General features: G+C 61.7%; 17 protein-coding genes and 2 rRNA genes (1 of these 19 running past the window's edge). 4 read left to right on the top strand and 15 right to left on the bottom strand.

Annotated features, from left to right (window positions below):
* Positions 1 to 10 precede the first annotated feature (10 nt).
* Complete coding sequence (locus ACQ4MJ_RS04935) at positions 11 to 523, bottom strand: sigma-70 family RNA polymerase sigma factor (protein ID WP_431149698.1); 513 nt, start codon at positions 521 to 523, stop codon at positions 11 to 13.
* A 96-nt stretch (positions 524 to 619) separates the two neighbouring features.
* The gene (locus ACQ4MJ_RS04930) at positions 620 to 1,141 is read right to left on the bottom strand and encodes a hypothetical protein (RefSeq protein WP_121420581.1); all 522 of its coding nucleotides are present in this window, start codon (positions 1,139 to 1,141) and stop codon (positions 620 to 622) included.
* A 111-nt stretch (positions 1,142 to 1,252) separates the two neighbouring features.
* Here ACQ4MJ_RS04930 and ACQ4MJ_RS04925 point away from each other — a divergent pair, with 111 nt between their 5' ends.
* From ACQ4MJ_RS04925 to xth, 4 genes are all read left to right on the top strand, one after another.
* Positions 1,253 to 2,092: a thymidylate synthase gene (locus ACQ4MJ_RS04925; protein WP_431149699.1), complete on the top strand. Its 840-nt coding sequence runs from the start codon at positions 1,253 to 1,255 to the stop codon at positions 2,090 to 2,092.
* A gap of 100 nt (positions 2,093 to 2,192) precedes the next feature.
* Entirely contained in the window at positions 2,193 to 2,792 is a 600-nt protein-coding gene (locus tag ACQ4MJ_RS04920; RefSeq protein ID WP_055400411.1) for a DUF4337 domain-containing protein, read from the top strand.
* 17 nt (positions 2,793 to 2,809) lie between these two features.
* A complete protein-coding gene (locus ACQ4MJ_RS04915; RefSeq protein WP_121420583.1) occupies positions 2,810 to 3,298 on the top strand; it encodes a dihydrofolate reductase in 489 nt (162 codons plus the stop codon).
* A gap of 74 nt (positions 3,299 to 3,372) precedes the next feature.
* Complete coding sequence (xth, locus tag ACQ4MJ_RS04910; RefSeq protein ID WP_431149701.1) at positions 3,373 to 4,149, top strand: exodeoxyribonuclease III; 777 nt, start codon at positions 3,373 to 3,375, stop codon at positions 4,147 to 4,149.
* 204 nt (positions 4,150 to 4,353) lie between these two features.
* Here the strand turns inward: xth and ACQ4MJ_RS04905 are convergent, their stop codons facing one another.
* From ACQ4MJ_RS04905 to ACQ4MJ_RS04845, 13 genes are all read right to left on the bottom strand, one after another.
* Positions 4,354 to 5,292 carry a ferritin-like domain-containing protein gene (locus ACQ4MJ_RS04905; RefSeq protein WP_431149703.1) on the bottom strand — a complete coding sequence of 313 codons (939 nt, stop codon included), beginning with the start codon at positions 5,290 to 5,292 and terminating at the stop codon, positions 4,354 to 4,356.
* Positions 5,293 to 5,485: 193 nt separating this feature from the next.
* Positions 5,486 to 7,156 carry a nitrogen regulation protein NR(I) gene (gene ntrC / locus ACQ4MJ_RS04900; RefSeq protein ID WP_431149704.1) on the bottom strand — a complete coding sequence of 557 codons (1,671 nt, stop codon included), beginning with the start codon at positions 7,154 to 7,156 and terminating at the stop codon, positions 5,486 to 5,488.
* Between the two features lie 53 nt (positions 7,157 to 7,209).
* Positions 7,210 to 8,232: a nitrogen regulation protein NR(II) gene (glnL, locus tag ACQ4MJ_RS04895; RefSeq protein WP_121508642.1), complete on the bottom strand. Its 1,023-nt coding sequence runs from the start codon at positions 8,230 to 8,232 to the stop codon at positions 7,210 to 7,212.
* Positions 8,233 to 8,324: 92 nt separating this feature from the next.
* Entirely contained in the window at positions 8,325 to 8,843 is a 519-nt protein-coding gene (locus tag ACQ4MJ_RS04890) for a hypothetical protein (protein ID WP_055397181.1), read from the bottom strand.
* A 212-nt stretch (positions 8,844 to 9,055) separates the two neighbouring features.
* On the bottom strand, positions 9,056 to 10,471 hold the full coding sequence (gene glnA / locus ACQ4MJ_RS04885; RefSeq protein WP_121420585.1) for a type I glutamate--ammonia ligase: 1,416 nt from the start codon (positions 10,469 to 10,471) through the stop codon (positions 9,056 to 9,058).
* A 174-nt stretch (positions 10,472 to 10,645) separates the two neighbouring features.
* Positions 10,646 to 11,467, bottom strand: coding sequence for a competence/damage-inducible protein A (locus ACQ4MJ_RS04880; protein ID WP_431149706.1), 822 nt, complete (start codon positions 11,465 to 11,467; stop codon positions 10,646 to 10,648).
* Positions 11,464 to 12,402, bottom strand: coding sequence for an EI24 domain-containing protein (locus ACQ4MJ_RS04875; RefSeq protein ID WP_431149707.1), 939 nt, complete (start codon positions 12,400 to 12,402; stop codon positions 11,464 to 11,466). Before ACQ4MJ_RS04875 ends, ACQ4MJ_RS04880 begins: the two co-directional genes overlap by 4 nt.
* 38 nt (positions 12,403 to 12,440) lie before the next feature.
* Positions 12,441 to 13,451 (bottom strand): sterol desaturase family protein, encoded by a 1,011-nt coding sequence (locus tag ACQ4MJ_RS04870; RefSeq protein WP_431149708.1) that lies wholly within the window; start codon positions 13,449 to 13,451, stop codon positions 12,441 to 12,443.
* A gap of 83 nt (positions 13,452 to 13,534) precedes the next feature.
* Positions 13,535 to 14,392 (bottom strand): polysaccharide deacetylase family protein, encoded by an 858-nt coding sequence (locus ACQ4MJ_RS04865; RefSeq protein WP_431149710.1) that lies wholly within the window; start codon positions 14,390 to 14,392, stop codon positions 13,535 to 13,537.
* Positions 14,365 to 15,348 carry a YncE family protein gene (locus ACQ4MJ_RS04860; protein WP_218300367.1) on the bottom strand — a complete coding sequence of 328 codons (984 nt, stop codon included), beginning with the start codon at positions 15,346 to 15,348 and terminating at the stop codon, positions 14,365 to 14,367. Before ACQ4MJ_RS04860 ends, ACQ4MJ_RS04865 begins: the two co-directional genes overlap by 28 nt.
* A 272-nt stretch (positions 15,349 to 15,620) precedes the next feature.
* Complete coding sequence (locus ACQ4MJ_RS04855; protein ID WP_431149711.1) at positions 15,621 to 16,373, bottom strand: 16S rRNA pseudouridine(516) synthase; 753 nt, start codon at positions 16,371 to 16,373, stop codon at positions 15,621 to 15,623.
* An 87-nt stretch (positions 16,374 to 16,460) separates the two neighbouring features.
* Positions 16,461 to 16,573: ribosomal RNA gene (rrf, locus tag ACQ4MJ_RS04850) — 5S ribosomal RNA — on the bottom strand.
* A 154-nt stretch (positions 16,574 to 16,727) separates the two neighbouring features.
* Positions 16,728 to 18,567, bottom strand: a 23S ribosomal RNA gene (locus ACQ4MJ_RS04845); it runs 1,039 nt beyond the window's last position.

Below are 18,567 nucleotides of genomic sequence, written 5' to 3'. Positions count from 1 at the left end.
CCCGCACTGCTCACGCCGCGCCGCCAAAACGCAGGTGGTAGGCGTGGCGCATGGCGTTGGCCAGGTATTGGCGCACGCGGGGCACCGACACCTGCAGTCGCTCGGCAATCTCTGCATGCGTGAGGCCATCGAGCCGGTTCATGAGCCACGCTGCGCGCGTCTTGGGCGTCAGGCCCTGCAGCAATGCATCGACCGCGTGGAGCATCTGCACGGCGGCCAGGCGCTCTTCGGGGGATGGCTGCAGCACCTCGGGCTGCAGGGCCAGGTCTGCCAGGTAGGCGCGCTCCAGTTCACCCCGGCGCCAGAAGTCCACCAGCAGCCCGCGTGCCACCGTGGTCAGGTAGGCGCGCGGCTCGCGCATCGCGTCGGGGGCGATGGCGGTCGGCCGTGCGAGCAGGCGCACGAAAGTGTCCTGCGCCAGGTCGGCCGCATCGTCGGCACAACCGAGCCGCCGGCGCAGCCAGGACTGCAGCCATCCGTGGTGGCGGCTGTAGAGCGCGTGCAGGGGATGAGCGGCAGACATGGCGTGACGGCCTTTTTGAGAATGATTCTCGATTATAGAAACACATTCCCGCCCAGATCCTGGGCACGCCACCACGCGGACAGGTCGGCTGCGCGCTCAGCGCCGCGCGTTTTCCATCATCGTGGCAACGTGGGCCGGCAGGGTCTTCGGGGTCCCCAGGTCCTGCACGTCCCATTCCTCCCCGCCGGTCAGCAGCCATACGCGTACCGTGTCGGTGGCGGCGTGGATCACGATGGCGGCGGCCGCCGTGTCACCTGCGTCCGGCCGGTTGCCGGTGATGTAGAGCATGGAGCCGTCTTGCCGCAGCGGCCCACTCACCTGCAGGTTGTCCAGCAGCACGTTGTAGTTGGCGAGACCGAGCAGCCCACGCAGCCGCTCGGCCAGCGGGCCGGCACGCAGGAAGTCTGAGCCCCCGACCGGATAGTTGCCCACCTGGGTTTGCAGGTTCCCCCAGGGATTGGCGGGCGCGGCAGGTACGTCGTTGAGCACAGGACGCGCGACCTTGCGCGGCGCAGTGGGCGCGGTGGGTACCGTGCCCACGCAACCCGGCAGCAGCACCGCCAACGCAAGAGCGGCCAGCACGGCGCGTGACAAAGGGGCTGGAGAGACAGGGCGCATGATCGGGGGCTTCTTTCTAGAAAGGGCAGCTGGGCGAAAAGGTCTGCGAGCTTAGCCGGTTCCTGCCGGCAGCCGCGCCCCTAAAATCGCGTCTTTCGCCTTCCAACCGCCATGACAGAACACGCCCGCCCCGTCCGCTCACAATACGAAGACTTCATGCGCCACGTGTTCACCCATGGCGTGGACAAGTCGGACCGCACGGGCACCGGCACCAAGAGCGTGTTCGGCCACCAGATGCGGTTTGATTTGAAAGAAGGCTTCCCGCTGGTCACCACGAAGAAGGTGCACCTCAAATCCATCATCCAGGAGTTGCTGTGGTTCCTCACGGGGTCGAGCAACAACAACTGGCTCAAGGAGCGCGGCGTGACCATCTGGGACGAATGGGCGCGCGAGGACGGCGACCTGGGCCCCGTGTACGGCGTGCAGTGGCGCAGTTGGCCCACCCCCGATGGTGGCCACATCGACCAGATCAGCGACGTCATCCAGACCCTCAAGACCAACCCCGACTCGCGCCGCATCATCGTGAGCGCCTGGAACGTGGCCGAGTTGAACAAGATGGCGCTCATGCCCTGCCACGCGTTCTTCCAGTTCTACGTGGCCCCGGCGCAAGAACCCGGCGGGCGTGGCACGCTCAGCTGCCAGCTGTACCAGCGCAGCGCAGACATCTTCCTCGGAGTGCCCTTCAACATCGCCAGCTATGCACTGCTGACCCACATGGTGGCCCAGCAGTGCGACCTGGACGTGGGCGACTTCATCTGGACCGGCGGCGACTGCCACATCTACAGCAACCACCACGAGCAGGTGCAGACCCAGCTGGCGCGCACGCCCTACCCCTACCCGGTCTTGAACATCAAACGCAAGCCCGACAGCATCTTTGACTACGAGTACGAAGACTTTGAAGTGCTGGACTACCAGTGCCACCCCGCCATCAAGGCCCCTGTGGCCGTTTGATCAGCCGACATCCCTCTTTGGTACCCCCTACCTCTTGAGTCCCAAGGGCAGAGTCAACAGCGCCTTGCCCGCTTCCACCCAACACCACGAGCTTTTATCCATGTCTTCCGGCGGATTTCACGTACACGGCCCCCACGACCACGCAGTGGAGCATGCCACCCACGGCGACCACGCTGCAGCGCACGGCACCGACAGCAACTCGTCGATGAACAAGATCGCCATGTTCACCGCCATCGTGGCCACGGTGGGTGCCATCTTTGCCTACATGGGCGGCGCCACGCAAGCCAATGCCGGCCTGCTCAAGAACGACGCAGCCATCAAGAAGACCGAAGCATCCAACCAGTGGAATTACTTCCAGTCCAAGAGCACCAAGCAATCCCTTGCCGAGCTGGCTCGCGACCTGGCGCCCGACGACCGCAAGGCAGGCTACCAGACCAAGGTGGAGCGCTACGAGGCCGAGAAAAACGAGATCAAGGTGGTGGCCGAGAAGCTCGAAGCCGACGCCCATGAGTTCGACCGCAAGAGCGAGGCCCAGATGCACCAGCACCACCGCTGGGCACAGGCCACCACGGCGCTGCAGGTGGCGATCGCCCTGGCCGCCATTGCGTTGCTGACCAAGAAAAAATGGCTGGAGTACGGCATGTACGGCGTGGCTGCCGTAGGCCTGGGCGTGGGCGCCCTCGCCGCCTTGCATATCTGAAACAAGGAGGCCCCACCATGCCCCTGCACCTCATCTACGCCCGCGCCGCCAATGGCGTCATTGGCAAGGACAACACCATCCCATGGCACATCCCGGAGGACATGGCGCACTTCAAGCAACTCACGCAGGGCTGCGCCGTCATCATGGGCCGCAAGACCTGGGACTCATTGCCCCCGCGTTTTCGCCCCCTGCCCGGCCGCACCAACATCGTGGTCACGCGCCAGGGCGACTGGCAGGCCGAGGGCGCCGTGCGCGCCACCAGCCTGCAGGATGCGCTGCAGCAGGCACCTGCCGATCAGACGGTGTGGGTGATCGGCGGCGCGCAGATCTACGCCGAGGCCCTGCCCCTGGCCGACCGCCTGGAAGTGACCGAGATCGACCAGGAATTCGACGGGGATGCCTACGCGCCCACGCTGGGTGCGCCATGGACAGAATCCGCACGCAGCCGCCACGTCAGCACCAAGGGGCTGCCGTTCAGCTTTGTGACCTACGTGCGCGCAGGTTGACACGGCGCTGGAACGCAAGGCTCTTCAATTGATAGCACTTAGCGCTTATCCATCAAGCGCTGGAGGCCAAAAACATGCAAATCGCCACCTGGAATGTCAACTCCCTCACCGTCCGCCTGCCCCAGGTGCTGGCCTGGCTCGCGGCCAACCCGGTCGATGCGCTGTGCCTGCAAGAGCTCAAGCTCACCGACGACAAATTTCCGCACGACGCGTTCAAGGAGGCAGGCTATGAGGCCGTGACCTTTGGCCAGAAGACCTACAACGGCGTCGCTATCCTGAGCCGCCACGCCATGCGCGACGTGGTGCGCAGCATCCCCGGGCACACGGACGAGCAGGCCCGCGTCATTGCCGCCACGCTGGACACGCCCGACGGGGAACTGCGTCTGGTGAACTGCTACTTCGTGAACGGCCAGGCCCCGGGTTCGGAGAAGTTTGCCTACAAGATGCTGTGGCTTGCGGCGCTGCATCGCTGGCTGCGTGAAGAGCTGCTGGCCCACCCGCGCCTGGCGCTGCTGGGTGACTTCAACGTAGCGCCCGAAGACCGCGATTCGTTCGACCCGGTGGGGCTCAAAGACACCATCCACCACACGGTGGAAGAGCGTCAGCACTTCCAGGACCTGATTGCCCTGGGCCTGACAGACACCTTCCGCATGTTCGAGCAGCCCGAGAAAAGCTACTCATGGTGGGACTACCGCATGCTCGGGTTTCAGAAGAACCGGGGGCTGCGCATTGACCACATTCTGGTGAGCGATGCACTGCGTGCGAGTGTGACCGCCTGCACGGTAGACCGCGCCCCCCGCAAGAACCCACAACCCAGCGACCACGCGCCCGTGGTGCTCACCATGGCATAACAACCCTTGACGATGCGGGCCGTGCGACAACAAGCTGGACGCCCGGCATACACAAAAGGCTGCAAGGAAAATCCTTGCAGCCTTTGTTTTTGGGGAATCGGCGCGCAAGAAACCTGCGTCCAAAAATCCCTATGGCCTATGGCCTATGACTTGCGACGCGCCGGGGGCCCCTGAACGAAACCCCAGCGCGCAAGCTGTGCCCTATCAGCTGTTGGCGAACGTGTCGCGCAGGCCACGTACTTCATCGTGGTTGCGCTGCGCGCCCTGGGACTGGCGTTCTACCAGGGCCCGCACATCCAGCGGCAGGCTGGCCTTCAGGGCCTTGCGGTAACGGGCCACGGCAGCGTCCTCGCCGCGTTCGCATTCCTGCAGCACGGCCTTGTCGTCGTGCACCGACAGGGCGGATTTCACCGACACCCAGCCGCGGTGCAGCGCGCCAGCCACGGTGCCGCCTGAAGCAGGCTCGCCCCCCAGGCGACGCACCTCGTGCTCCAGCTCGACAGCGGCGGCCGCACATTCGCGCGCATGGCGCTGGAACACGCTCTTGAGCTGGGCAGAGTCGGCATGCTCGGCGCAGGCGGTGAAGCCGTATTCGCCATCGCGGGACGACTCCAGCAGGTCGTTGAGCACATCCACCACGTCTTCGTTGTCCACGACATCCATGGGGCGGTCGTCGTTCAGGCTGGAGCGCGAGACCCGTTCCCAGGCGGCGCGGGCGGCGGGGCGGGCATCCGTCCAGGCCAGGCCGTCCGAATGGCGCGCCCGCCAGTCATCGGCCAGCCGGGGTTCCACCGCCTCAAAATCGCCTTCATAGCGGCCCACCGACGACCAGCCCAGTTCGTAGGCAGGGCGGTATTGTTCGTAGGTGCGGCCACCCACGTAATAAGGCTCGCGGTGGAAGCTTTCGCGCCAGTAGGCATCTTCCTCGGTGGGGTTGACAGCCTCGGCGGCGGCCTTGCCCGCCAGGCCGCCGGCTACCGCACCGGCCACGCCGCCAATGGCTGCGCCGACCGGGCCGCCAAAGGCGCCTGCTGCGGCACCCGCAGCGGCGCCGCCCAGGGCAGCACCGACCCCGGTTCCGACGGGATGGGAACCCGGTTCATTGGTCAAAGGGTCACGGTTGGCATCGTTGAAATCCGACATAGAAGCTCTCCGGTTGGTTGACAGTGCCTTCATTGTTGAAGTCACTCCCGGAGGGCTGGGTCGGCCCAAGGAGGGCCTGCTTGTAGGACATTGGGAGGTGTGACTGCCCCGGCATCCGCCAAGACAGACCCACCTCAAGTACTACAAAATTTATAGCACTTAACGTTTTACCATCAAGCGCTAGAGGCTATTTTTATGCCTCATCGGGCGCATCCAGGCCCAGCTCCTGGATCTTGCGAGTGATCGTGTTGCGCCCAATGCCCAGGCGCTGCGCGGCTTCCATGCGGCGCCCATGGGTGGCGGTGAGGGCGGTGCGGATCAGGCGCGATTCGAACCGCCGCGTAAGGGCGTCCCACACTTCGGGCTGACCACCCGCAAGCAGCTTCTGCGCCTCGGTCTCCAGCGCCTGCTCCCAGGTCGCCGCAGTGCCAACGGTAGCAGCTATGCCGCCCGAACCCGTCGCCATCTGCGCCTCGGCGGGCCCGTGGGGCGTAGCGCCCAGCGCCGGGGTGGCAGAGGCCGCAATACCGCCCACCAGGGGCTGCGTGGCGACAGTGGCAGGTTGTGGCAGCCCTCCCACCAGCTCCACCGCCGGCGCAGGGGTTGGCATTGGGGCCGCAACGGCGTGCACGGCAGCTACCGCCGCAGACGGATCACTGCCGGGTCGGGGAGCGGGTTGGTAAAGGGGCGCCTCAAGCACTTCGGGCGGCAGATCCTGCAGCGAGATGACCTGGGCGGGCGCCATCACCGTGAGCCAGTGGCAGATGTTCTCCAGCTGGCGCACATTGCCCGGAAAGGCGAACTGCTCCAGCCGTGCGATGGCCGAGTCAGCAATGCGCTTGGGCTCCACGCCCAGTTGCCGCGCGCTTTGCTGCAGGAAATGGCGGGTGAGCACAGGCACGTCCTCGTGCCGCTCGCGCAGCGCGGGCAGGCGCAGGCGGATGACGTTGAGGCGGTGGAACAAGTCTTCGCGAAAGCCCCCCTCCTTCACGCGCCGCTCCAGGTCCTGGTGGGTGGCAGCGATCACGCGCACATGGGCCTTCACGGCGGCATGGCCGCCCACACGGTAGAACTGGCCGTCCGACAGCACGCGCAGCAGGCGCGTCTGTAGGTCGAACGGCATGTCGCCGATTTCATCGAGGAACAGCGTGCCGCCCTCGGCCTGCTCGAAGCGGCCGCGACGCTGCGTCTGTGCGCCGGTGAAGGCGCCGCGCTCGTGACCGAAGAGTTCTGATTCGAGCAGGTCCTTGGGGATGGCCGCCGTGTTGATGGCGACAAAGGGCCCGTCTGCGACCGGCGAGTGCTTGTGCAGCGCGCGCGCCACGAGCTCCTTGCCCGAGCCCGATTCGCCGGTGATGAGCACGGTGACCTGGCTTTGGCTCAAGCGGCCGATGGCGCGGAACACGTCCTGCATGGCGGGCGCCTGGCCGAGCATCTCCGGGGCTTCGGCCTGGCGCTCTTCGGTCACTTCCTCGCGCTGGCTTTCTTCGACCGCGCGGCGGATGAGCTCCACCGCCTTGGGCAGGTCAAATGGCTTGGGTAGGTACTCGAACGCGCCGCGCTGGAAGGCCGACACGGCGCTGTCCAGGTCGGAGTACGCCGTCATGATGATGACGGGCAGGCCGGGCTGCAGTTCGCGCACTTTTTCCAGCAGTTGCAGGCCGGAGCCGCCAGGCATGCGAATGTCGCTTACCAGGACCTGGGGGCCTTGCCGCGCCGGGTCTCCGGGGGTGATATCGGCCAGCGCGTCCAGCACTTCGCGGGGGTGCGTGAAGCTGCGCGTGGGCAGGTTCTCGCGGGCCAGCGCCTTTTCGAGGACGAAGCGGATCGAGGGGTCGTCATCTACTATCCAGATCGGCTTCATATGTTTTTCTTACCTTCCCTGTGGTTGCGTGTCAGGGACCGTCATGCGTTTTTTTAAGGCAAGGGAATCAGGATACGGAAATCGGTGCGACCCGGCGCGCTGTCGCATTCGATCAACCCGTGGTGGCGTTGCACGAAGGTTTGCGCCAACGTGAGCCCCAGCCCTGACCCGCCATCCCGACCCGATACCAGAGGGTAAAAAATCCGCTCTTTGATCGCATCAGGCACGCCCGGTCCGTTGTCGATGACATGCAATTCCAGTGCCAGCCGATAGCGCTGGCGACCAAACGTTACTTGTCTCGCAACGCGGGTGCGCAGTGTGATCGTCGCCTCACCCTCTGCGATGCGCTCGGTCAGCGCCTGGGCTGCGTTCTGTACGATGTTCAGCAGTGCCTGGATGAGCTGGGCGCGGTCGCCACGGAACTCAGGGATCGAGGTGTCGTAGTCGCGCAGCACCTTGAGGCCCTGGGGGTATTCCACCAGCACCAGAGACCGCACGCGCTCGCACACCTCATGGATATTGACGTCACCCACCAGGTGGGGATGGCGATGGGGTGCCAGCAGCCGATCCACGAGGCTTTGCAATCGGTCGGCCTCGTGGATGATGACCTGGGTGTACTCGGTCAGTTCGCGGCTTTCAAGCTCCATCTCCAGCAGTTGCGCAGCACCGCGAATCCCGCCCAGCGGGTTCTTGATCTCGTGGGCCAGGTTGCGGATCAACTCCTTGTTGGCCTGGGCTTGGTCCAGCAGGCGCTCCTCGCGGTCCTGGCGGGCCTGCTGCTCCAGCGGCCACAGCTCCACCAGAATTTCGCCGACCTGCTCGGCATCGGCCACGCTCACATGCACGGGCACCGGGTCCTGGTGCTGGCGCTTGAGGCTGGCTTCATACCGCAGGGCCGCGAAGTCCTTGCCCCGCGCGCCCGCCAATGCGGTCTGTAGCAAGGCGGGGTCGGTGAAGAAGGTGGAGAAGTCCACCCCCTCCAGGGTGCGGCGCGAGAGGCCGAGCGCGTTCTCCAGCGCTGCATTGGCGAATTGCACGGCGCCATCGGCGCGCAGCACCGCCACCAGGGTGGACATCAGGTCCAGCGAATGAAAGCGCCCCGTGTCGGAGGCTGGGGCTTCTGTAAAGGGTGAGGAACTCACACGCGTGCCAAACGAGAGAAAGAGATTCAGTTGGCCGGAAGACGGGCGATTTCGCGCTTGATGCCTGCGATATCGCTTTCGCTGCGGGCGACGCTGGCCTTGAGTTCTGCCGTGCGCTCCATGTAGCGCTGCGGGTTGCGCAGGTCGAGCGCGTTGCGCTCCGGCGCGCCACCGTTGTATTCCTTCACCAGCTCGGCATGGCGCGCCTCGGCCTTGCGCAACTCGGATTCGAGGATGGCACGGGCATCGGCATCGCGGGCCTTCTGGTCGTTGGTGGCGACACGGGGTGCAGACGGGGGAGATGCGGCGGGAGCTGTGCCCGCCCCAGCCCCGGTTCCCGCCGCTGGCGCTGCCGTTGCGGCGCCTGCAGGTCGGGTGCCCTGGACCACGGTGACGTTGCCTCCCTCAACCAGCTTGCAGCCGCGCTCCTTGGCCTGCTGGGCGTTGTTGGTGTATTCGTTGCCGCAACGGTAGATGCGGTCTTGCGCCCATGCGGCGGGAGCCGTCGCGGCGATCAGTAACAGGGTGATGAGCGTTTTCTTCATTCGGTTTCCTCGCACTGCCATGCAGGGGTTCGGGGAGTATCCCCCAATCACCACACATCGCCAATCCAACACCAGCAGCCCCGCACAGGGCTTTGTACAAGGATGCAACGGCCCAGCCAGTGGTTCCGTTTCAGCGAAACCCGATCCTTGAGCGCAATAAAAAAAGGCGGCCGGGGCCGCCTTTGTGAGGGTAATGGCCTGCAGGCAGGCGATTACAGGGAGTAGTACATGTCGTACTCGACAGGGTGAGGTGCCATGCGGAAACGCGTGACTTCGCCCATCTTGAGTTCGATGTAGGCATCCAGCATGGAGTCGGTAAAGACGCCACCCTTGGTAAGGAAACCACGGTCCTTGTCCAGATACTCGAGCGCTTGGTCCAGGCTGTGGCACACGGTGGGCACCAGCTTGTCTTCCTCGGGTGGCAGGTGGTACAGATCCTTCGTGGCGGCTTCGCCGGGATGGATCTTGTTTTCCACACCGTCCAGGCCCGCCATCATCAGTGCCGAGAAGCACAGGTATGGGTTGGCCGATGGATCGGGGAAACGCGCTTCGATGCGGCGGCCCTTGGGGTTAGCCACGTAAGGAATGCGGATCGAGGCCGAGCGGTTGCGGGCCGAGTAGGCCAGCTTCACAGGGGCTTCAAAGCCAGGCACCAGGCGCTTGTAGGAGTTGGTGCCGGGGTTGGTGATGGCGTTCAGGGCACGTGCGTGCTTGATGATGCCGCCGATGTAGTACAGCGCAAAGTCGCTCAGGCCGGCATAGCCGTCGCCAGCGAACAGGTTCTTGCCGTCTTTCCAGATGGACTGGTGCACGTGCATGCCGGAGCCGTTGTCGCCAGCATAGGGCTTGGGCATGAAGGTGGCGGTCTTGCCGTAGGCGTTGGCCACGTTCCAGACCACGTACTTCAGGACCTGCGTCCAGTCGGCGCGCTCGACCAGCGTGCTGAAACGCGTACCGATTTCGTTCTGGCCAGCGCCCGCCACTTCGTGGTGGAACACTTCGACCGGGATGCCCAGGGATTCGAGGATCAGGGACATCTCAGCGCGCATGTCTTGCGTGCTGTCGACGGGAGGCACTGGGAAGTAGCCGCCCTTGACGGTGGGACGGTGACCACGGTTGCCGCCTTCGAGCTTGGCGCCCGAGTTCCAGGGGGCTTCGTACTCTTCGATCTCGAACATGACCTTGCCGGGTTCGTTGGACCAACGCACGCCGTCGAAGATGAAGAATTCTGGCTCTGGGCCGAAGAACGCCGTGTCGCCCAGGCCGGAGGCCTTGAGGTAGGCTTCAGCGCGCTTGGCGATGGAACGTGGATCGCGGTCGTAGGCCTTGCCGTCACCGGGTTCGATCACATCGCACTGCAGGAACAGCGTGGTTTCTTCAAAGAAGGGGTCGATGTTGGCGGTGCTGGGGTCGGGCATGAGTTGCATGTCCGAGGCTTCAATGCCCTTCCAGCCGGCTACCGAGGAGCCATCAAATGCATGGCCGGACGTGAACTTGTCTTCGTCGAAGTGGGACACAGGCACGGTCACGTGCTGTTCCTTGCCACGGGTATCGGTGAAACGGAAGTCAACGAACTTGACTTCGTTCTCCTTCACCATCTTCATCACGTCTGCAACGGTCTTGGCCATCAGGTTCTCCTGGATAAAGCGCTTGTTGAAAAAAGGAATTTACCGAAATAAAAGCAGTTTGCGTGCCAGCTGGGTGCAGCCGCCGCACTATGAAGGAGCACTAAGGACTGCAGGCCGAGGGAGCACCCGCCGAACCGCACCAATTTAGTGCAAACCTACTATCAACACAGGGCATCACAAGCTGCGCACCAATTCAGGGCCACAATTTGCACCAAACTTGTGCAACTCCCGTTTCAGGTCCTGCCATGCAGCGGGAACGAGGGGAGCAGGACCTTTGACACCCAGTTCAATATGCCGCCCGTATTGTGGATGATCCACGCTGGGCAAACTGAACACCCGAACGTTCGGGTGCGTTTTTTCGATGCGCTCCATGAGGGGCGTCAAAGCCGCTTCCATGGCCCCATAGACCACCACCGACTGCTCGGTCTGTGGCGTGCGGTTGAAAAACGCTGCGTAGTGCTGGTCCAGCACCCACTCGATCATCGGCCAGGCCATGACAGGGAATCCAGGAACAAAATGCACGGCCCCTCCACGACCGCCCTCGCAGCTGAACCCGGGGATCTTGTTGTAAGGGTTGGGAATGATGTGGGCACCTGCCGGAAACAGCCCCATGTTGAGCCGGTGCACGTTGTCGGGACGGTCCGGCTCATACGTCACACCCTGCTCCTGGGCCACGTCCTGCATGCGCTCGCGGATCAGAGCCTCAGCGTCGGGGTGTAGTACCAGGTCCCGGCCCAGGGCACGCGCGGCGCATTGGCGGGTGTGGTCGTCTGGCGTTGCGCCAATGCCACCGCAGGAAAACACCACGTCACCCGACGCAAAAGCGCGCTGCAGCGTGGCCGTGATGCGGTCCGGGTTGTCGCCCACGTAGTCGGCGTAGGTCAGCGAAAGCCCTCGCGCTGACAGCAGTTCAATGACCTTGGGCATGTGCTTGTCGGCACGCTTGCCAGACAGGATTTCATCACCCACGATGATCAGACCGAAAGATGGGATCATGGTGCAGGGCTTCCGTTGGCAGGAGATGGGGGGGCAGAAAGAACAGCAGTGGGCGACGCCGCAGGCGGCAGCGCGGAATGCGCGGGCTCCCCCGCGTCTGCAGCCTTCGGTGTAGACACTTCAACGGGTGTTAACCCTGTGCCCTCTGCGCGCAAGCGCTCCAGGGCTGCCAGGCAATAGTGGGTGAACCAGAGGGAAGAGAACGCAAAAACCAGGGTGTAGATCCAGATCGCAAGCGGCACCAGAATGAAAAAAGCCGCAGCAAAGACCACGCCTGAGGCCCACACGATGCTGGGCGCCGCCCCGAGGTAGCCGGTGAGAATGCCAATACCCAGCAGGCTGCTGCGGTGGCGGCGGAAAATCTCTTGCCGCTCTTCCTTGCTGGCATGGTCAGCCAGCGCATCAAACACCATCACGCGGTAGGTCAGCCACCCCCAGATCAAGGGGGGCAGGATGAGCACCAGGGGTGGCACCAGCCACAGGGGCACCGACACCACCAAGGCAATCAATGCCAGCACGGTGGAGCTGACCGACCAGGCCACGCTGGCGATGAAGGAGCCACCCTTCTTGCGCTCCAGCACAGGGAAGCGCCGATCCGCCACCAACGCCACCAATGCGGGGGTCATGAGGACCGCGACCACCAGCAGCGAGACCACCACCAAAGCCGGAGCCACCGCCAAAACCACCATGAGGGGCGCCACGACGGAGGTGACATCACCCAACCCCCACCCTTGCAGCCAATTCCAGAAGCTGGCCAGAAGCGGAGAGGCATCCAGCAGCGCGCGCATGCCCTGCACGGCTCCGTCCCAATAAAAATAGCCCAGCCCCAACGCCAGCCCCACCATCAGCAGCAACGGCAAAACGGACAGGGCCATGACGCGGGGCCGCAGGCAATAGGCCGCAGCACGCCAGAAAGAATCAAGCAAAAGTCCCATGCCGACAAGCATACCTTCTTGACCGCGTGGAGGGTCTTTCAGGCCTTGCCCAGCAGCCTAAGAACACCCCGCCATTGCTGCGACCAAAAGCCCTTGCCATAGTCGCGCAAGCGCCCGTCTGGCCCCGGCTCCACCTGATCGCGCACGCCCGTGGGATCAAAACGCAATTCAAAGTTGGCCGTGCGCATCAGCATGTCCCACCAGGGCAGCAATACGCCGAAGTTGTGCCCGCCCAGCACCACGCGGTATCTGGCGCCCTGCGCAGCAGCCTCCCCTGACAATGGCTTGACGGTCTCATGGCCAATTCCGATGCTGTGGTGCAGCCGGTGAAACCGCGGACTGATCCACAGCCGCTCGCCCCAGCGCCCAAACCACAGGCGCACATTGGCGTGCTGAAAGCTCTCGCTGAGCTGCGTGATGGCCACGATAGCGATGAACTGTCCAGGTGCCACACCGATGAGCTGCGCCACCACCACCAAGATGGTGTCGCGCAGCACGTCGTCCAGCAGATGGTTGCGGTTGTCGCTCCACATGGTCATCTGGCGCTGCGCGTGGTGCAAGGAATGCAGGCGCCACCACCATTCAAAGTGGTGCTGCCCCCGGTGAATCCAGTAGTCCACGAAGTCGAACACCACCAGGTACAGCAGCAGGCTGACCCAGGGTACGTCGGTGAGCCCAGGCCAGAGGCCATCAAGCTGGAAGGTACTGATGCCAGCCACTCGCAATGCCCCAAAGATGGAATCCATCAACGGGTCCACCGCGAGGAAGAGACCCAGGCGAAACAGCCCCAGCCGGTGAATCAGCGTGTAGAGAATGTCGGTGCGGATCGTCGCGCGGTCGGTCACCGCCTCCACCGGCCGCCAATGCTGCAATGGGCCAATCACTGCCGCGATCACCACCAGCTGCAGCAGCCCCACCAGCACCCATCCAGCGGCCTCGTAGCCATTTTCGAGCTGGTTTCCCAAACCGATAGCAAACATCACTGGCTGCAACAGGCTCTCGAAAAGCCATTGCTGAGCCGCATCAAACCCATTGCCTAGCCAACCCATTGCGTCATGCTCCGTCTATCTCTCACCACACACGCCCTTGCTCCGAACGGCCTCCACGATTTGCCTCGCCTCCACCACTGCAGTCAGCGCCCCATTAAAGGCGCGTAGTCAGGATGCTCTCGCAGCGTGCGAAAACAGAATCCGCGCTCCTTCAGCCCAACGATTAGCGGCTCCAGCACGGCAGGCGCCCAGGGATCCTTGCGTGACCAGATCCCCAGGTGCGCAAGCAGAATGTCACCACTGCGCACATCCCGCAAAGCCTTGTTCAGCAGCGCGGTGTTGCTGGCCTTTTCACTGGGCAACTCATCGCCCAGGAATCCCGCCGGTGACCACCCCACATGCGTGTACCCACATGCGCGGGCACTGGCAAGCAACTGCGGCGAAGTCTTTCCACCTGGGGCGCGAAACAGGGGCAAGGGTGTTTTGCCGGTCACGTGTTTCAACCGATCTGCGGCCCGAGCGATCTCCTCACAGTAACCGGCTGCCGTCAGCACAAAATCCTGCCCAGCGCGCGGCCCGGCCGACGGTCGAACGCGGAACGAAGGGGCCTGAGCCGATCCCAGATCCGCGCGCCAATAGGTGTGGTCCCAGGTGTGGGATGCAAATTCGTGTCCCTCTGCGGCCCGTGCGCGCCACCAGGAAGCCCAGTGGTCGCCCAGGCTGCCATCGCCTTCCTGGGTGCGTTCGTTGGCGGCGAAAAACGTCACGCGTACCTGCTGGCGTGCGAGAACGTCGGCGACCAAAGGCGCCACGGCCATATGGCCAGTATCGAAGGTCAGATAGAGAGGCTTTTTACAGTCTTTTTGGGCACTAGCGCTGGATACAAAAACGCTAATAGCTACAAAATAAATAGCAAAACAAAATCGCAGAGACACTCCCCTGCGAGGCGCCGACGCCCGCACACCATCGCCAATCAGCGGGGCGCGTGTTGCAACGTCCATACGCCATGGGGCGACTTGCCCACAGTGACCTGCCGCACGACCTTCTTGGCCTCGGTATCCACCACAGAGAGCTTGCGAGCCCAGCGGGAACTCACATAAATGAAGCGGCCATCGGCCGACACTTCCATACAGTCCGGCCCACCGGGTACCGGATAGGATTCGACAACCTGCTGGGTGGTCATGTCGATCTTGCTGATGGAATTGGCCACCCGGTTGCTGACATACAGGTGGCGCCCATCGCCGGCAGCGCGAAAGGCGTGGGCACCGTTGCCCGTTTTGATCTTCTTGATGCTCACGGGCTCGCGTCCCGAGACGTCAAATACCTCCACGCTGTCGCTACCGGTCAGGCCCACAAAAATGCGCTTGTCGTCCGCGCTGCCATATACGTCCGCCGGCATGGCGCCCGTCTTGGTGCGCCACTTGATCGTCTGCGTTGCGATATCGATGGCCACCAACTCATCGCTATCCTGCATGGTGGAATACACCGTGGTGCTGCGACTGTCGATCCACAAATGGCTGGGAGTCCGGGAGGTGGCCACCCGCTGGACGAGGGTCAACTCCTTCCCGTCCCAACGGTAAAAATCCACATGGTTCAAACGATTGGCAGCGGTGATAAACCACTTCATGTCGGGTGTGAACCGCAGGTGGTAGGGGTCCACAATGCCCCGCACCGTGCGTTGAATCTGCGCAGTGCGCGGATCCAGGAACGTCAGCGTATCCCCCAACGCATTGGCCACAATGATCGACTTCTCATCCGGCGTGAGATACAGATGGTGCGGCTCCTTGCCCGTCGGAATGCGGGCCGTCTCGGTCCATGTCACCGGGTCAATAACACTGACATTGGCTTCGAGGGAGTTCAGCACAAACAGTGGTGGCGCGGCAGCCAGTGCCCCCCCTATTGAGATCCACAGTCCACCCAAGACAGCGCACGCGCGTGCAATCGAGAAAATCTTCACAGAACCACTTTCAACACAGCCAAGAAGTGTAGCTGTGCACTTACCAATACCTTGGGAGAGAACACGTAACATTCTTGATGTGGAACGAATTTCGACGAGCAAAAGAGCACCTCACTCGACTGGCAACCACTGGCGCTCATCATGGATTCGTCAAGTCAGCGCATTCGCCGCCACGCTCTCGTCATCATCGAATCCTTCCAGAGATGTAGCGGTCGCTTCGCTTAGTCAGATCGCACACCAAGTAGCGCTTCACCATCTGTGGTCCAAGCCCCTCAGGACGACTGAGCCAGCAAGGACAGATCCTCCTGACTGAGCCATTTCCATGCCCCAGGAGGCAGGTCAGCGGGCAACACCAGAGCACCGATCTGCGACCGATGCAATCCCTCTACACGATTACCGACGGCAGCAAGCATACGCTTGACCTGATGGTACTTGCCCTCGGTCAGGGTGAGGTCCAGCCGATGGCTCGCAGTCTGCTCACAAGCCGCCGCTTTTACGGGCTTGGGGTCATCGTCCAGAACCACCCCCGCCAACAAGCTCGATATCTGTTTTTCATCGACTGGATGTTTGGTAGTGACCTGATAAACCTTGGGCACATGTTTCTTGGGCGAACTCATGCGGTGAATGAATTGCCCGTCATCGCTCAACAACAGCAACCCGGTGGTGTCTTGGTCCAGCCGTCCTACGGCCTGCACCCCTTGCACCGCGCTTTTTGTTGGCCGCTGCCGCAAAGGGGCTGGCAACAAGGTATAGATGCTGGGATAGGTTGAGGGTTTTTGAGAGCACTCTGTCCCCGCCGGCTTGTGCAGCAGCACATAGGCTTTCGCGTGGTAGGGCCAATTGATGCCTTGGACCTGCAGCTGCAGGCCTTCTGGGTCCAGCTCAGCAGTCGCATCGACGCACGGCTCGTAATCCTGAGTATCAGATGATGACCCGCGTATAGAAACCCAGCCCTGCTGAACCAGCCCCGCACAGACACGGCGGGTGCCAAAACCTTGGGAATACAAAATATCCTGGAGCTGCATAGAAAGGGGCAGGAAAAAGAATTCTTGAGTCACAAAGCAAAACGCCCCTCTGCTCGATTGAGCAGAAGGGCGATTTGGGCTGTAAGAGCCTGACGATGACCTACTTTCACACGGGAACCCGCACTATCATCGGCGCAAAGTCGTTTCACTGTCCTGTTCGGGATGGGAAGGAGTGGTACCAACTTGCTATGGTCATCAGGCATAACTGGGTGCTGAGCTGTTCGAGGAACAGCCTAGCGAATTCATAGAGTTTGGAATCAGATTTTTGTGTCTTTTGACTGCGTCAACTTGGCATAACAATCTTTGAGCTTTTCACACATTCCTTACGGTTTGCATATTGGCTATCAAAGTTATAGGGTCAAGCCGCACGAGCAATTAGTATCAGTTAGCTTAACGCATTACTGCGCTTCCACACCTGACCTATCAACGTCCTGGTCTTGAACGACTCTTTAGGGGGCTCAAGGCCCCGGCAGATCTCATCTTGAAACGAGTTTCCCGCTTAGATGCTTTCAGCGGTTATCTCTTCCACACTTAGCTACTCGGCAATGCCACTGGCGTGACAACCGATACACCAGAGGTGTGTCCACTCCGGTCCTCTCGTACTAGGAGCAGGCTTCCTCAAATCTGCAGCGCCCACGGAAGATAGGGACCAAACTGTCTCACGACGTTTTAAACCCAGCTCACGTACCTCTTTAAATGGCGAACAGCCATACCCTTGGGACCGGCTACAGCCCCAGGATGAGATGAGCCGACATCGAGGTGCCAAACACCGCCGTCGATATGAACTCTTGGGCGGTATCAGCCTGTTATCCCCAGAGTACCTTTTATCCGTTGAGCGATGGCCCTTCCATACAGAACCACCGGATCACTATGTCCTGCTTTCGCATCTGCTCGACTTGTCAGTCTCGCAGTTAAGCACGCTTATGCCATTGCACTATCGTCACGATGTCCGACCGTAACTAGCGTACCTTCGAACTCCTCCGTTACGCTTTGGGAGGAGACCGCCCCAGTCAAACTGCCTACCATGCACTGTCCCCGATCCAGATAATGGACCTAGGTTAGAACCTCAAACACACCAGGGTGGTATTTCAACGTTGGCTCCATGAGATCTAGCGACCTCACTTCAAAGCCTCCCACCTATCCTACACAGATCTGTTCAAAGTCCAATACAAAGCTACAGTAAAGGTTCATGGGGTCTTTCCGTCTTTCCGCGGGGAGATTGCATCATCACAAACATTTCAACTTCGCTGAGTCTCAGGAGGAGACAGTGTGGCCATCGTTACGCCATTCGTGCAGGTCGGAACTTACCCGACAAGGAATTTCGCTACCTTAGGACCGTTATAGTTACGGCCGCCGTTTACTGGGACTTCAATCAAGAGCTTGCACCCCATCATTTAATCTTCCAGCACCGGGCAGGCGTCACACCCTATACGTCCACTTTCGTGTTTGCAGAGTGCTGTGTTTTTATTAAACAGTCGCAGCCACCGATTTTTTGCAACCCCGTTGGGCTCGCCTTGTACAGGTTCACCTACTTGGGGCATACCTTCTCCCGAAGTTACGGTATCAATTTGCCGAGTTCCTTCTCCTGAGTTCTCTCAAGCGCCTTAGAATACTCATCTCGCGCACCAGTGTCGGTTTGCGGTACGGTCGTCAATAGCTGAAGCTTAGTGGCTTTTCCTGGAAGCAGGGTATCACTCACTTCGTCTGCAAGCAGACTCGTTATCACCCCTCATCTAAGCCCGGCGGATTTGCCTACCAGGCACGACTACAGGCTTGAACCAACATATCCAACAGTTGGCTGAGCTAACCTTCTCCGTCCCCACATCGCACTATTGATCGGTACAGGAATATTGACCTGTTTCCCATCAGCTACGCATCTCTGCCTCGCCTTAGGGGCCGACTCACTCTACGCCGATGAACGTTGCGTAGAAAACCTTGCGCTTACGGCGAGGGGGCTTTTCACCCCCTTTAACGCTACTCATGTCAGCATTCGCACTTCTGATACCTCCAGCATCCGTTACCAGACACCTTCACAGGCCTACAGAACGCTCTCCTACCACGTGCAATAAATTGCACATCCGCAGCTTCGGTAACTGGCTTAGCCCCGTTACATCTTCCGCGCAGGACGACTCGATCAGTGAGCTATTACGCTTTCTTTAAATGATGGCTGCTTCTAAGCCAACATCCTGACTGT

The organism is Acidovorax facilis (assembly GCF_050626955.1).
Classification (GTDB): domain Bacteria; phylum Pseudomonadota; class Gammaproteobacteria; order Burkholderiales; family Burkholderiaceae_C; genus Acidovorax; species Acidovorax facilis.
This window is presented reverse-complemented; position numbering and strand designations above follow the sequence as displayed.

What these genes read in the sequence shown, in the direction of transcription:
- ACQ4MJ_RS04935 (WP_431149698.1), bottom strand. Translation starts at nt 523, where the DNA reads ATGTCTGCCGCTCATCCCCTGCACGCGCTCTACAGCCGCCACCACGGA.
- ACQ4MJ_RS04930 (WP_121420581.1), bottom strand. Translation starts at nt 1,141, where the DNA reads ATGCGCCCTGTCTCTCCAGCCCCTTTGTCACGCGCCGTGCTGGCCGCT.
- ACQ4MJ_RS04925 (WP_431149699.1), top strand. Translation starts at nt 1,253, where the DNA reads ATGACAGAACACGCCCGCCCCGTCCGCTCACAATACGAAGACTTCATG.
- ACQ4MJ_RS04920 (WP_055400411.1), top strand. Translation starts at nt 2,193, where the DNA reads ATGTCTTCCGGCGGATTTCACGTACACGGCCCCCACGACCACGCAGTG.
- ACQ4MJ_RS04915 (WP_121420583.1), top strand. Translation starts at nt 2,810, where the DNA reads ATGCCCCTGCACCTCATCTACGCCCGCGCCGCCAATGGCGTCATTGGC.
- xth (WP_431149701.1), top strand. Translation starts at nt 3,373, where the DNA reads ATGCAAATCGCCACCTGGAATGTCAACTCCCTCACCGTCCGCCTGCCC.
- ACQ4MJ_RS04905 (WP_431149703.1), bottom strand. Translation starts at nt 5,292, where the DNA reads ATGTCGGATTTCAACGATGCCAACCGTGACCCTTTGACCAATGAACCG.
- ntrC (WP_431149704.1), bottom strand. Translation starts at nt 7,156, where the DNA reads ATGAAGCCGATCTGGATAGTAGATGACGACCCCTCGATCCGCTTCGTC.
- glnL (WP_121508642.1), bottom strand. Translation starts at nt 8,232, where the DNA reads ATGTCCACCCTGGTGGCGGTGCTGCGCGCCGATGGCGCCGTGCAATTC.
- ACQ4MJ_RS04890 (WP_055397181.1), bottom strand. Translation starts at nt 8,843, where the DNA reads ATGAAGAAAACGCTCATCACCCTGTTACTGATCGCCGCGACGGCTCCC.
- glnA (WP_121420585.1), bottom strand. Translation starts at nt 10,471, where the DNA reads ATGGCCAAGACCGTTGCAGACGTGATGAAGATGGTGAAGGAGAACGAA.
- ACQ4MJ_RS04880 (WP_431149706.1), bottom strand. Translation starts at nt 11,467, where the DNA reads ATGATCCCATCTTTCGGTCTGATCATCGTGGGTGATGAAATCCTGTCT.
- ACQ4MJ_RS04875 (WP_431149707.1), bottom strand. Translation starts at nt 12,402, where the DNA reads ATGGGACTTTTGCTTGATTCTTTCTGGCGTGCTGCGGCCTATTGCCTG.
- ACQ4MJ_RS04870 (WP_431149708.1), bottom strand. Translation starts at nt 13,451, where the DNA reads ATGGGTTGGCTAGGCAATGGGTTTGATGCGGCTCAGCAATGGCTTTTC.
- ACQ4MJ_RS04865 (WP_431149710.1), bottom strand. Translation starts at nt 14,392, where the DNA reads ATGGACGTTGCAACACGCGCCCCGCTGATTGGCGATGGTGTGCGGGCG.
- ACQ4MJ_RS04855 (WP_431149711.1), bottom strand. Translation starts at nt 16,373, where the DNA reads ATGCAGCTCCAGGATATTTTGTATTCCCAAGGTTTTGGCACCCGCCGT.